At 49.6% G+C, this 13,231-nt stretch carries 11 protein-coding genes; 5 read left to right on the top strand and 6 right to left on the bottom strand.

The window, feature by feature from the left end; translation table 11 throughout:
- Window positions 1-377: 377 nt before the first annotated feature.
- The gene (syd, locus tag BEA93_RS01685; RefSeq protein WP_000342441.1) at window positions 378-923 is read right to left on the bottom strand and encodes a SecY-interacting protein; all 546 of its coding nucleotides are present in this window, start codon (window positions 921-923) and stop codon (window positions 378-380) included.
- A 67-nt stretch (window positions 924-990) separates the two neighbouring features.
- Between syd and queF the strand changes: the two genes are divergently transcribed.
- The 5 genes from queF to xni all read left to right on the top strand — a co-directional run bounded on the left by queF (window position 991) and on the right by xni (window position 7,453).
- On the top strand, window positions 991-1,839 hold the full coding sequence (gene queF / locus BEA93_RS01680; RefSeq protein ID WP_000100401.1) for an NADPH-dependent 7-cyano-7-deazaguanine reductase QueF: 849 nt from the start codon (window positions 991-993) through the stop codon (window positions 1,837-1,839).
- Between the two features lie 111 nt (window positions 1,840-1,950).
- Complete coding sequence (gene ppnN / locus BEA93_RS01675; RefSeq protein WP_105224753.1) at window positions 1,951-3,315, top strand: nucleotide 5'-monophosphate nucleosidase PpnN; 1,365 nt, start codon at window positions 1,951-1,953, stop codon at window positions 3,313-3,315.
- A 556-nt stretch (window positions 3,316-3,871) separates the two neighbouring features.
- Window positions 3,872-5,161: an HAAAP family serine/threonine permease SdaC gene (gene sdaC, locus BEA93_RS01670; RefSeq protein WP_000450483.1), complete on the top strand. Its 1,290-nt coding sequence runs from the start codon at window positions 3,872-3,874 to the stop codon at window positions 5,159-5,161.
- A 57-nt stretch (window positions 5,162-5,218) separates the two neighbouring features.
- Window positions 5,219-6,586 carry an L-serine ammonia-lyase II gene (gene sdaB / locus BEA93_RS01665; protein WP_000626404.1) on the top strand — a complete coding sequence of 456 codons (1,368 nt, stop codon included), beginning with the start codon at window positions 5,219-5,221 and terminating at the stop codon, window positions 6,584-6,586.
- A gap of 111 nt (window positions 6,587-6,697) precedes the next feature.
- Window positions 6,698-7,453, top strand: a complete 756-nt coding sequence (gene xni, locus BEA93_RS01660) for a flap endonuclease Xni (RefSeq protein WP_024191905.1) — start codon at window positions 6,698-6,700, stop codon at window positions 7,451-7,453.
- 103 nt (window positions 7,454-7,556) lie between these two features.
- Here xni and fucO read toward each other — a convergent pair whose 3' ends face one another.
- The 5 genes from fucO to BEA93_RS01635 form a co-directional block, all read right to left on the bottom strand.
- Window positions 7,557-8,705: a lactaldehyde reductase gene (gene fucO / locus BEA93_RS01655; protein ID WP_105224754.1), complete on the bottom strand. Its 1,149-nt coding sequence runs from the start codon at window positions 8,703-8,705 to the stop codon at window positions 7,557-7,559.
- A 27-nt stretch (window positions 8,706-8,732) separates the two neighbouring features.
- Window positions 8,733-9,380 (bottom strand): L-fuculose-phosphate aldolase, encoded by a 648-nt coding sequence (gene fucA / locus BEA93_RS01650; protein WP_001516971.1) that lies wholly within the window; start codon window positions 9,378-9,380, stop codon window positions 8,733-8,735.
- A 132-nt stretch (window positions 9,381-9,512) separates the two neighbouring features.
- Window positions 9,513-10,511: a LacI family DNA-binding transcriptional regulator gene (locus BEA93_RS01645; RefSeq protein WP_001516972.1), complete on the bottom strand. Its 999-nt coding sequence runs from the start codon at window positions 10,509-10,511 to the stop codon at window positions 9,513-9,515.
- A 67-nt stretch (window positions 10,512-10,578) separates the two neighbouring features.
- The gene (locus BEA93_RS01640) at window positions 10,579-12,156 is read right to left on the bottom strand and encodes an FGGY-family carbohydrate kinase (protein WP_105224755.1); all 1,578 of its coding nucleotides are present in this window, start codon (window positions 12,154-12,156) and stop codon (window positions 10,579-10,581) included.
- A gap of 52 nt (window positions 12,157-12,208) precedes the next feature.
- Window positions 12,209-13,159, bottom strand: a complete 951-nt coding sequence (locus tag BEA93_RS01635) for an ABC transporter substrate-binding protein (protein WP_001516974.1) — start codon at window positions 13,157-13,159, stop codon at window positions 12,209-12,211.
- Window positions 13,160-13,231: the final 72 nt, after the last annotated feature.

The following is a 13,231-nucleotide window of genomic DNA, read 5'->3' as shown; positions in this document are numbered from 1 at the left end:
AATCATCCTGACCGGTTCTCATTCTCCATCCTGGAGGTGTCCTTTAACGCGTCCTGCGTTATCCTCTTCGCTTCATCCGGAAGCCTTTCCCTGAAACACCATCCTGGCGTGTCCTTCAGAAGTGTCATCATCCTGATGTTCACTTCATTGTCTGACTCCCTGTCGACGAAGATAGAATCGTCTTTTTCACTGCGTCTTACAAGGAGCTTACAGACAATGCCTTAAGGATAATTTCATATGAAAGTCGAAAAAACAACAATAAGCAATTGATTTCAAATCAAAATATCAAATCTCATCTTATTAAGCATTCGCTTATTTCCTGGCGATCTCCTACAGGGTCTGTAAGAGATCTCTCACAACAAGACGGGGTATTTGGATTACAGAAGAGGCTTAAGTTGGTTGAGGAATTCCGCAAGATTTGAGGCTAAATGCGCCCGTTTACGCGTTCCCAGTGTCTCTTTGCATACTTCGCCTGAGAGATTACACACCGAGATTACCTCCAGCTCTTCTTCCAGCGTCGCGATAAATAGCGTAGGCGGTAGTTTTAGACGTTTCTGAGTAACCAAATGGCCAATCAGATTTTCCTGCACTCGACGGAAGTCATCTTCGCTCCAGGTTTGCAGTAATGTCAGTTTGATATCACCAAACTGCGCATGCATATCCCCGGCAAACTGGGTCGTATAGAAGGTATGAATTGTGGGTTGTATCACAATATCAAACGCCCGTTCAACCGCGTTTACATTTTGCTCACCGGTAAACGGTTGAGGTTGCCAGTATACGGCGTCTTCGGTGGTTGAAATAATGCATGGCGAAGGAACGCCATACAGCTCCTCACTTAACGGCCAGCTTTTATACTGTTCATGCCAGGCATCGCAGTAGCGCGCAGTAAAATCCTTCAGGGCTTGTGCGGTCAAATCGTCCACTAATTTCTCTCTTCACTTAAACCAGATACACTTGTTGTTTAGTTTATCTGGTTTATGACGGTGAAACATGTCTTCTTATGCAAACCATCAGGCACTTGCAGGCCTGACTCTCGGAAAATCAACCGATTACAGGGATACCTATGACGCCAGCCTGCTGCAAGGCGTTCCGCGTAGTCTGAATCGCGATCCACTGGGTCTGAAAGCGGATAACCTGCCTTTTCACGGCGCGGATATCTGGACGCTATATGAGCTTTCCTGGCTAAATGCGAAAGGTTTACCGCAGGTCGCTGTGGGTCATGTTGAACTTGATTACACCAGCGTGAATCTCATTGAGTCGAAGAGTTTTAAGCTCTATCTCAATAGCTTTAATCAGACTCGATTTAACAATTGGGAAGAGGTGCGCCAGACGCTGGAGCGCGATTTAAGTACCTGCGCCCAGGGTAAGGTCAGCGTGGCGTTATATCGACTCGATGAACTGGAAGGCCAGCCAATGGGTCATTTCAATGGCACCTGCATTGATGAGCAGGATATCGCTATCGATAACTATGAATTCACCACTGACTACCTTGAGAATGCCGCCAGCGGTGAAAAAGTGGTGGAAGAGACGCTGGTTAGCCATCTGCTGAAATCAAACTGTCTGATCACCCATCAGCCAGACTGGGGTTCCATTCAAATTCAGTACCGTGGACACAAGATTGATCGGGAAAAACTGCTGCGTTATCTGGTTTCTTTCCGTCATCACAACGAGTTCCATGAGCAATGCGTAGAGCGTATTTTTAATGATCTGCTGCGCTTCTGCCAGCCAGAAAAATTAAGCGTTTACGCTCGTTATACCCGTCGTGGCGGTCTGGACATTAACCCCTGGCGTAGCAATAGTGACTTTGTCCCATCGACTACCCGACTGGTACGACAATAAATTTTTTTTCAGTTTTGCGTGCTGGATTCAAGCATAGAGTTGTGAAAGGCCATCAGGCAGGGCTATTGTAATCAAAGGGAATGACAATAATTGTCCCATAAGGAGTTTTTCTTGATTACACATATTAGCCCACTTGGCTCCATGGATATGTTGTCGCAGTTGGAGGTGGACATGCTTAAACGCACCGCCAGCAGCGACCTCTATCAACTGTTTCGCAACTGTTCACTTGCCGTTCTGAACTCCGGTAGCCTCACCGATAACAGCAAAGAATTGCTATCCCGTTTTGAAAATTTCGACATTAACGTGTTGCGCCGTGAACGCGGTGTTAAGCTGGAACTGATCAACCCTCCGGAAGAAGCTTTCGTCGATGGGCGCATTATCCGCGCCTTACAGGCCAACTTGTTTGCGGTTCTGCGCGACATTCTCTTCGTCTACGGGCAAATCCATAACACCGTTCGTTTTCCCAATCTGAATCTCGACAACTCTGTCCACATTACTAATCTGGTCTTTTCTATATTGCGCAACGCGCGCGCGCTGCATGTAGGCGAAGCACCGAATATGGTGGTGTGCTGGGGTGGTCACTCCATCAATGAAAACGAATATCTGTATGCACGGCGCGTTGGTAATCAACTGGGGCTTCGCGAGCTGAATATCTGCACCGGCTGCGGTCCAGGAGCGATGGAAGCGCCGATGAAAGGTGCAGCAGTAGGTCACGCACAGCAGCGTTACAAAGACAGTCGTTTTATTGGTATGACAGAACCGTCGATTATCGCCGCTGAACCGCCTAACCCACTGGTCAACGAACTGATCATCATGCCGGATATCGAAAAACGTCTTGAGGCGTTTGTGCGTATCGCTCACGGCATCATTATTTTCCCGGGTGGTGTGGGTACGGCAGAAGAGTTGCTGTACTTGCTGGGAATTTTAATGAATCCGGCCAACAAAGATCAGGTTTTACCGTTGATCCTCACCGGGCCGAAAGAAAGCGCCGACTACTTCTGCGTACTGGACGAATTTGTCGTACATACGCTGGGAGAAAACGCGCGCCGCCATTATCGCATCATTATTGATGACGCTGCCGAAGTAGCACGTCAGATGAAAAAAGCGATGCCGCTGGTGAAAGAAAACCGTCGCGATACCGGCGATGCGTACAGCTTTAACTGGTCAATGCGCATTGCGCCAGATCTGCAAATGCCGTTTGAGCCGTCTCACGAGAACATGGCCAATCTGAAGCTTTACCCGGATCAACCCGTTGAAGTGCTGGCCGCCGATCTGCGTCGAGCATTCTCCGGTATTGTTGCGGGTAACGTGAAAGAAGTCGGTATTCGCGCCATTGAAGAGTTTGGCCCTTACAAAATCAACGGCGATAAAGAGATTATGCGTCGTATGGACGACCTGCTTCAGGGGTTTGTCGCCCAGCATCGTATGAAGTTGCCTGGCTCTGCCTATATCCCTTGCTACGAAATCTGCACTTAATCTCCCTTCTCCCGGTAACGATCGTTGCCGGGTTTTGTTCTCCCTGGTCACTCACTAAGCAATCTATTTCATTTTCCATCTGAATATTTCAGCACGTCATCATGCAATTAATATCACCAACATCAATATGTCATACAATTTATATTGTAACGCAAACGTTTACCTGCTTTTATAAACCGCATTTTATCGCTGATAAAAATAAAATCTCATCATGATTAACTAAAAGTATTGATTTTTTCAGTTCAACCTACATATATTGCGCGCCCCGGAAGAAAACAGATGTCGTTTAGTGGGCAAATATCGCCCTTAAATTCTCTTTTACTTTTGATTTACAGAGTAAAGCGTTGGGATTATCTATCTTCCAAGTAGATTATTGTATTTGAGATCAAGATCACTGATAGAGACATAAGTTGTGTGTATCTTTCCGCCCTCAAATTATTACGGCGGAAAATGATTGAGCCATCGCCGATAGACAGATTTCATTTTTACGGCCAGGCACCTTCCCGGGCTGAACTGGCTAAAAGCTGAATTATTTGCATTCCTCCAGGAGAAATAGATGGAAACAACTCAAACCAGCACGATTGCGTCGAAAGACTCTCGCAGTGCCTGGCGCAAGACAGACACCATGTGGATGCTGGGCCTTTATGGTACAGCAATCGGCGCGGGTGTACTGTTCCTGCCAATCAACGCCGGTGTTGGCGGTATGATCCCGCTGATCATCATGGCCATCCTTGCGTTTCCGATGACGTTTTTTGCTCACCGCGGCCTGACTCGCTTCGTACTGTCTGGTAAAAATCCGGGCGAAGACATCACCGAGGTAGTAGAAGAACACTTCGGTGTTGGCGCAGGTAAACTGATTACCCTGCTGTACTTCTTTGCTATTTACCCGATCCTGCTGGTGTACAGCGTGGCAATCACTAACACGGTAGAAAGCTTCATGGCCCACCAACTGGGCATGACACCGCCGCCGCGTGCGATTCTGTCCCTGATCCTGATCGTGGGTATGATGACCATCGTTCGCTTCGGTGAGCAGATGATCGTTAAAGCAATGAGCATCCTGGTATTCCCGTTCGTTGCAGTTCTGATGCTGCTGGCTCTGTACCTGATCCCACAGTGGAACGGCGCGGCGCTGGAAACTCTGTCTCTGGATACTGCAGCTTCTACCGGTAACGGTCTGTGGATGACTCTGTGGCTGGCGATTCCGGTCATGGTGTTCTCGTTCAACCACTCTCCGATCATCTCTTCTTTCGCCGTTGCGAAGCGTGAAGAGTACGGCGATATGGCAGAACAGAAATGCTCTAAGATCCTGGCATTCGCACACATCATGATGGTGCTGACCGTTATGTTCTTCGTCTTTAGCTGCGTACTGAGCCTGTCTCCGGCAGACCTGGCTGCGGCAAAAGAACAGAACATCTCGATTCTGTCTTACCTGGCTAACCACTTTAATGCGCCGATTATCGCGTGGATGGCACCGATTATCGCGATGATTGCCATCACCAAATCCTTCCTCGGCCACTACCTGGGCGCGCGTGAAGGCTTCAACGGTATGGTGATTAAATCACTGCGTGGTAAAGGTAAGTCTATTGAAATCAACAAGCTGAACCGTATCACTGCACTGTTCATGCTGGTAACAACCTGGATTGTTGCCACCCTGAACCCGAGCATCCTGGGTATGATTGAAACCCTGGGCGGCCCAATCATCGCGATGATCCTGTTCCTGATGCCGATGTACGCAATCCAGAAAGTACCGGCAATGCGTAAGTACAGCGGTCACATCAGCAACGTATTCGTTGTCGTGATGGGTCTGATTGCTATCTCCGCAATCTTCTACTCTCTGTTCAGCTAAGTCCTTTCGCGCCGCTTTCGGGCGGCGCTTCCTCCGTTTTAACGCGATGTATTTCCTATGATTAGCGTATTCGATATTTTCAAAATCGGCATTGGCCCTTCCAGCTCTCATACCGTTGGACCGATGAAAGCGGGTAAACAATTTACCGACGATCTGATTGCCCGTAATCTGCTGAAAGACGTAACCCGCGTGGTGGTTGACGTCTACGGCTCACTCTCTCTGACCGGTAAAGGCCACCACACGGATATCGCCATTATTATGGGTCTGGCGGGTAATCTGCCAGATACCGTGGATATCGACTCTATCCCTGGTTTTATTCAGGATGTGAATACTCACGGTCGTCTGATGCTGGCAAACGGTCAGCACGAAGTGGAGTTCCCGGTTGATCAGTGCATGAACTTCCATGCTGACAACCTTTCTCTGCATGAGAATGGTATGCGCATCACCGCTCTGGCAGGCGACAAAGTTGTTTACAGTCAGACTTACTACTCCATCGGCGGTGGCTTTATCGTTGATGAAGAACATTTTGGTCAGCAGGATAGCGCACCGGTTGAAGTTCCCTATCCTTACAGTTCAGCAGCCGACCTGCAAAAACATTGCCAGGAAACTGGTCTGTCACTCTCTGGCCTGATGATGAAAAACGAGCTGGCGCTGCACAGCAAAGAAGAGCTGGAACAGCATCTGGCGAACGTCTGGGAAGTGATGCGCGGCGGTATTGAGCGCGGTATTTCCACCGAAGGCGTGTTGCCAGGCAAACTGCGCGTTCCACGTCGTGCGGCGGCGCTGCGTCGAATGCTGGTTAGCCAGGATAAGACCACAACTGACCCAATGGCGGTTGTCGACTGGATCAACATGTTCGCACTGGCGGTAAACGAAGAAAACGCAGCAGGTGGTCGAGTGGTTACTGCGCCGACTAACGGCGCGTGCGGAATTATCCCGGCGGTGCTGGCATACTACGACAAGTTTATCCGCGAAGTGAACGCTAACTCACTGGCTCGTTATCTGCTGGTTGCCAGCGCGATTGGTTCTCTTTATAAGATGAACGCCTCGATTTCTGGTGCCGAAGTGGGTTGCCAGGGTGAAGTTGGTGTGGCGTGCTCTATGGCTGCGGCTGGCCTGGCTGAACTGTTAGGCGCAAGCCCGGCGCAGGTGTGCATCGCGGCGGAAATCGCTATGGAGCATAACCTCGGCCTGACTTGTGATCCGGTCGCCGGACAGGTACAGGTGCCGTGCATCGAGCGTAATGCTATTGCAGCAGTGAAAGCAGTGAACGCTGCACGTATGGCACTGCGCCGTACCAGCGAGCCACGCGTATGCCTCGATAAAGTTATCGAAACCATGTACGAAACAGGTAAAGACATGAATGCCAAGTACCGCGAAACATCTCGCGGCGGCCTGGCGATGAAAATCGTTGCCTGCGATTAATCTCTCTCCAGAGGCCTCGTTTTGCGAGGCCTCTTCCTGTTTTCTCATCCAGCCGTAGCCTGTTCCGGTATCGAATGTTACCCTTATCGCCTGATCTTTAAGGGGGTTATCGTGGCTGTTCATTTGCTTATCGTCGATGCACTGAATCTTATCCGTCGCATTCATGCCGTTCAGGGTTCGCCCTGCGTGGAGACCTGCCAGCACGCTCTCGATCAACTTATTATGCACAGCCAGCCAACCCACGCGGTCGCCGTTTTTGATGATGAAAACCGCAGTAGCGGCTGGCGTCATCAACGTTTACCGGATTACAAAGCGGGTCGCCCACCAATGCCGGAAGAGTTGCACAACGAAATGCCTGCATTACGCGCCGCCTTTGAGCAACGCGGCGTCCCGTGCTGGTCAGCCAGCGGCAACGAAGCCGATGACTTAGCCGCTACGCTGGCGGTCAAAGTGACGCAGGCCGGGCATCAGGCAACCATTGTTTCGACAGATAAAGGCTACTGCCAGCTACTTTCGCCAACGTTGCGCATTCGCGATTACTTCCAGAAACGCTGGCTGGATGCGCCGTTTATCGATAAAGAATTTGGCGTTCAACCGCAACAGTTGCCCGATTACTGGGGGCTGGCGGGGATCAGCAGTTCAAAGGTGCCGGGTGTTGCAGGGATTGGCCCGAAAAGCGCCACGCAGTTGCTGGTCGAGTTTCAGAGTCTGGAAGGAATTTATGAGAATCTCGACACGGTTGCCGAAAAGTGGCGCAAAAAATTAGAAGTACATAAAGAGATGGCGTTTCTGTGCCGCGATATTGCCCGCTTACAAACTGATTTGCATATCGACGGCAATTTACAGCAATTACGGTTGGTACGGTAAAGAGATACCGGATGCTACCGATTAACACCCCATTGAATTTCATGACCGTGTAGGCCGGATAAGACGCGCCAGCGTCGCATCCGGCATTATCACATCAGCGCAATTACCAGGCGGTATGGTAAAGCTCTACAATATCCTCAAGCGTTGCTTCACGCGGGTTGCCACCGGTACAAACATCGTCCAGAGCCGCCTGCGCCAGTGCCGGAATGTCTTCCTTGCGTACACCAACATCACGCAAATGTGGCGGAATACCTACATCACGATTGAGAGCAAACACCGCGTCAACAGCAGCATTACGCGCCTCTTCCAGGCTCATGCCTTCCACTTTCACGCCCATTACGCGCGCAATATCGCGGTACTTCTCGCCGGTAAATTCGGCGTTATAGCGCATAACATGCGGTAACAGAATGGCGTTCGCAACACCGTGCGGGGTGTTATAAAACGCGCCCAGCGGGTGCGCCATACCATGCACCAGCCCCAACCCAACGTTCGAGAAGCCCATGCCCGCGACATACTGTCCGAGCGCCATCTGTTCTCCGGCATCCTTATCACCGGCAACCGATCCCCGCAGCGCCCCGGCAATAATTTCAATGGCTTTAATATGCAACGCATCGGTCAGCGCCCACGCACCACGCGTAATATACCCCTCGATGGCATGAGTCAGCGCATCGACACCGGTCGCGGCTTTCAGCGCCGGTGGCATACCATCCATCATGTCAGCATCAATAAACGCCACCTGCGGGATATCATGCGAATCAACGCAAACAAACTTGCGCCGTTTTTCTTCGTCAGTGATGACATAGTTAATGGTCACTTCCGCCGCAGTGCCCGCCGTGGTGGGGATCGCCAGAATCGGTACGCTGGGTTTATTGGTCGGTGAAAGCCCTTCCAGACTACGCACATCGGCAAACTCCGGGTTGTTGCTGATGATGCCAATCGCTTTACAGGTATCCTGCGGAGAACCACCACCAATAGCGATCAGGTAATCCGCACCGCTGTTCTGGAATACACCCAGCCCTTCTTTGACTACGGTGATTGTCGGATTCGGCACTACGCCGTCGTAAATCGCCCATGCCAGCCCGGCGGCATCCATCTTATCGGTCACTTTCGCCACCACGCCGCACTGTACCAGCGTTTTATCAGTCACGATCAGCGCCTTCTGATAACCACGGCGTTTCACCTCATCGGTTAAAGCGCCAATTGCGCCCCGCCCAAACCATGCCGTTTCGTTCAGAATCATTCTGTTAGCCATCATCCTTCTCCTTGTTGCTTTACGAAATTACTCTTCAATCCGTAATCCATAGGTTTTGAATTTCTCCAGCACCACGGCAATCTCTTCATCGCTCAGTACTGGAACCGGGTCAGTAATCGCCAGGGTCGCCAGATAAAGCTGCGCCAGCACTTCAACTTCATGCGCCAGCCATAACGCTTTTTCCAGATTAGCCTCACAAGCGATAAGCCCATGATGTTGTAGCAGAATTGCTTTACGATTTTTGAGAGCCAGCGCAACATGTTCGGAAAGTTCGCGTGTCCCAAAGGTCGCATAAGGTGCGCAAGGAATGGAATTTCCGCCAGCCGCCGCGATCATGTAGTGAATGGCGGGGATCGGCCGGTTAAGAATGGAAACTGCCGTGCAATGAACGGCATGGTTGTGAACAACCGCGTTGGCATCCGGTCTGCTTTGGTAGGCCGCCATATGGAAACGCCATTCGCTGGAAGGGATTTTATCTTCTTCGTATTTTCCGTTGCCATCAACATAGACAATCATATTTTCCGTCATTCTTTCATAAGGAATACCGCTGGGAGTAATCAACATGCCATTTTCAAAACGCGTGCTGACATTCCCCGCAGTCCCCTGATTTAACCCAAGACGCGTCATTTCCAGACAGGTTTCAATTATTTCACGGGATAAACGTGTTCTTTCCATCTCTATTCTCCAGATACAGGTTCAGCTCGCCTTGTTGCGTAAAACAGCACCGCAAATAAAGACGGGGTTATTTTTAGTAAGGAAAGGCTATTGAATATTATTGCCCAATAGCCTGCTTATTTTCTGCGATTATTATTTTTTTCTTATGCGCTTAATTAATTTCATTTCTACTTTGACCGTTTTTTTTACGGGCCTTTCTTCAATAGCGCTTAACATCATTTCAAACGCTTTTTCTGCCCAGGCATTTTCATCCTGCTGCATTGACCAGACGTTATTGGCGAGAAATCCCAGCATGGGATGTTCATCGAAAGTGCCGATATTGATTTCTGGCGGTACAGCGCCAAAACGATCGCGAATCGCGCGAACAGCGCCTTCAAGCACAGGTAAAGACGAGGCGATAAATGCCTGTGGACATCCCTGATCTTCAATGAGTTTGTCCATAATGACATAGCCGCCTTCAGGGGTATTTACCGGGCCTTCCCTCACCCAATTACGATGGGTAATACCCTTTTTCGCCAACGCATTCAAATAGCCAGTCAGACGATCGCTGATACTCGGCAACCCGGCATCTCCCAGCAAAAACCATACTGGTGCCTGCCCTGCCTCGAGAATATTTTGTGTCAGTTTTTCACCGCCAGAAATATTATTACTTTCTACCAATGCGTTATCGGTATATTTAAAATCACGATCGAGTAACACCATTGGTTTACGAATTTTGCGTAAATGATGCTGTTGATTTTCCAGTGTCGAAGGGACAATAAAAAGACCATCTACATTTCGTGCGATAAATGCTTTAGTCAATTTATTTTCATAATCAACGTCATCATAAGTACAACTGATTGTAAGTTGATATCCGGAACGTCGACAGCGTTGTTCGAGTTTTTCTGCCAGCGTTGCAAAAAAGACGTTGGATATGTTGGGAACAATCAATCCCAATGTATCTGTTTTGTTAAGTTTAAGACTGCGGGCGGAATGATTAATGATATAACCATAGCGTTCTACATATTCATTGATACGCGTTTGGGTTTTGACGCTGATCCGATATTGTTCCGCTTTTCCATTTAGCACCAGTCGCACGGTCGTAACCGATAAATTCAGGTCGCTGGCTATCTGCTCTACTGTTTTAGCCATAGGTCTTTCCCAGTTAACATCCAGACGTCAAATCACAATCATAAAAGTATTTTTAACTTTTGTCTTATTACATCAGTTGGTTAACTACCTGTTGTTGATCCCAAAGCGTCAGGTAAACCTGGTATTTACGTTCTAAAAATTCACGGCGTTGTGGGTTTGCCCGAATAACCTCGCCGGCCTCAACCATTGCTTTACATGCGGATGAAAAATTACGCCATGCTCCGCTGGCAACAGCACCGCTAATTGCTGCGCCCAACGTAACGGCATCTTCTTCTTGCATCAGGTGGATATCGCAGCTTGTCACGTCTGCATATTCGCGTAGCCACAAGGGGTTGTGCGTTGCACCACCACATAACGTTAATTGGGTAATGATATGCCCATTTTCCCTTAGAGTTTCAATAATATGTCTGGTGCCAAAGGCTATTGCCTGTAAAGTCGCAAGGTAAAGTCGCGCGAGTTGATTTTCTCCACGCTCCAGCGTTAAACCATAGACACTGCCTCTGGCATCGGGCCGTGCTCGTGGCGAACGGTTGCCGTGATGATCGGCAAGCACATGTAAATTTCGTGTAGGTTCAGACTCGTTATTTTCCAGGGCGGCTACCCATTCATTAATCAGTTGAATCGGATGGCACCCGCGTTGTTGCGCCTTGTTAAAGAGATTTGCGCTTGCTCCGGACTCCTGAAGCGTCCACTCCACCAGCGCCCCTGCGGCGCTTTGCCCACCTTCGGTTAGCCAGTAATTTGGCAGCATGGCCGACCAGTATGGCCCCCAGACGCCAGGGGTAAATATCTCTTTTTCACTGCACAACATATGGCAATTCGACGTTCCGCTTATCACTGCCAGCGTACCTGATGGCTGCGCGCCAACCAGCGCCACACCACCGGCATGAGCATCAATCAAGCCACTGGCCACTATAACATTGGTCGTTAATCCCAATTCTTCAGCAGCAGTGGCAGTTAACGTTCCCACGGCAGCGCCTGGCGGAAGAATTTCGGCGGGAATTCTTTCAAGCATGTCCGTCAGGTCTATCGATTCCAGTAAGTTATGGCTAAAGCGTTGCTCATGAGCCAGATAATTCCATTTACACGTTAGCGTGCACAATCCCGCGACGTCTCGCCCTGTTGCTTTCCAGACCAGAAAATCCGCCAGATCGAAAAAGCGATGAGCGGCCTGCCAGGTTTGTGGTAGATGTGTCTTCAACCAACGTAACTTTGGTAGCTCCATCTCGACACTCACTTCGCCGCCAACGTAGCGCAATGCGGGATCCTTCGTCGCGTTAATCTGCGCCGCCTCGGCTGTTGCGCGATGATCCATCCACATAATGATGTCCTGATTCGCAGGTCCGCTGGGCGAGACCGCTAAACCTTTGCCTTGTCCATCAAGAACAACCAGCGAACAGGTAGCATCAAAACCCAGCGAGCAAATCGCGGAAACGGGGATGCCCGCCAGAGCTGTCGCCTCTTTCACCGTTTTACAGACCTGTTGCCAGATCTCAGCCGAAGACTGTTCGACACGCTCGCCGCCCGGGCGAAACTGGGAGACAGGCGCAGTGGCAAATGCCAACCTGCGGCCATTGGCACAGTAAACTCCCGCTCTGACACTGGCCGATCCGACATCGACACCGAGAAAATAACCGTTGTGCATAAAGCCTCCCTGACGCTGGAGATAACGGGGATGAAAGTTCACCCCCAATTTTTTATTTCTTACCAAATGGGTGTAGCAGTTTGTCGATTTCTGGCGTGTTAATGTTCTCGGTATTCACAAATTTCACGGGAATATCGATCTCTTTTTCAACGGGTTGTCCTGAGAGGGCCGCATTCAAGGTTTTGATCCCCTGATAGCCAATCTGGTATGCATCCTGAACAACAAAGCCCTGAATGACGCCGTTCTTCAGGAAGTTAATAATCGCTTCTGTACTATCAAAACCAATGACCTTCACCTTACCTTTCAGATTCTGGCTATCAATGGCATTCGCCACCCCGAGCGTTGAACCTTCATTGGTGCCATAGATCCCCGCAAGATCGGGGTTGGCCTGGATCATGTCGATAGTTTTATCCATCGCTTTTTGGGGATCACCATCGCTGTACTGAACGGGTAATACTTTGATGTCAGGATATTTTTCTTTCATCCGTTCCATGAAGCCTTCCGAGCGTTCAATGGCGGAAGAAGTTCCTGCTACATGCGCGATAATCCCGACTTTTCCTTTATTGTTGACCTGCGCGGCTAACGCATCGGCAGCCTGTGCCCCTGCTTTACGGTTGTTGGTCGCGACAAAACTCACCGGAATGTCCGAGTTGATGCCTGAATCAAAGGTCACCACTTTAATACCGCGTGAATTTGCTGTTTCTACCAGTGGGGCGAGCGCATTCGCGTCGAGGGCAGCCAGGAGCAAGCCATTCGGTTTTTGCGCCATCGCATTTTCGACTAACTGAATCTGCTCGGCTATTTGCGTTTCATCAGCCGGGCCAACATAGCTGGTTTTATCACCCATTTCTTTAGCCGCAGCTTCAGTGCCCATTTTTACGGTTTGCCAGAATTCATGCTGAAAACCTTTACTAACAACCGGAAGATTCAAATCCTTTGCCAGTGCGCTGGAAGTCATACAGGCCAGCAGAGATAACGCATAGACAAAATGCCTGTTTTTCATTGTTTTACTCCGTTTTGAGTGAGTCACCCTTAACGTCAGGGCTGTTATTTCCCGATAAAACAGGGAGCCTAA

The sequence above is a fragment of the Escherichia sp. MOD1-EC5950 genome (assembly GCF_002965345.1).
Taxonomy (GTDB): domain Bacteria; phylum Pseudomonadota; class Gammaproteobacteria; order Enterobacterales; family Enterobacteriaceae; genus Escherichia; species Escherichia marmotae.
This window is presented reverse-complemented; position numbering and strand designations above follow the sequence as displayed.

Excerpts from the sequence above, each read along its gene's own strand:
- fucA (WP_001516971.1), bottom strand. The coding sequence starts at position 9,380 with ATGGAAAGAACACGTTTATCCCGTGAAATAATTGAAACCTGTCTGGAA.
- BEA93_RS01645 (WP_001516972.1), bottom strand. The coding sequence starts at position 10,511 with ATGGCTAAAACAGTAGAGCAGATAGCCAGCGACCTGAATTTATCGGTT.
- queF (WP_000100401.1), top strand. The coding sequence starts at position 991 with ATGTCTTCTTATGCAAACCATCAGGCACTTGCAGGCCTGACTCTCGGA.
- BEA93_RS01635 (WP_001516974.1), bottom strand. The coding sequence starts at position 13,159 with ATGAAAAACAGGCATTTTGTCTATGCGTTATCTCTGCTGGCCTGTATG.
- BEA93_RS01640 (WP_105224755.1), bottom strand. The coding sequence starts at position 12,156 with ATGCACAACGGTTATTTTCTCGGTGTCGATGTCGGATCGGCCAGTGTC.
- fucO (WP_105224754.1), bottom strand. The coding sequence starts at position 8,705 with ATGGCTAACAGAATGATTCTGAACGAAACGGCATGGTTTGGGCGGGGC.
- sdaB (WP_000626404.1), top strand. The coding sequence starts at position 5,219 with ATGATTAGCGTATTCGATATTTTCAAAATCGGCATTGGCCCTTCCAGC.
- sdaC (WP_000450483.1), top strand. The coding sequence starts at position 3,872 with ATGGAAACAACTCAAACCAGCACGATTGCGTCGAAAGACTCTCGCAGT.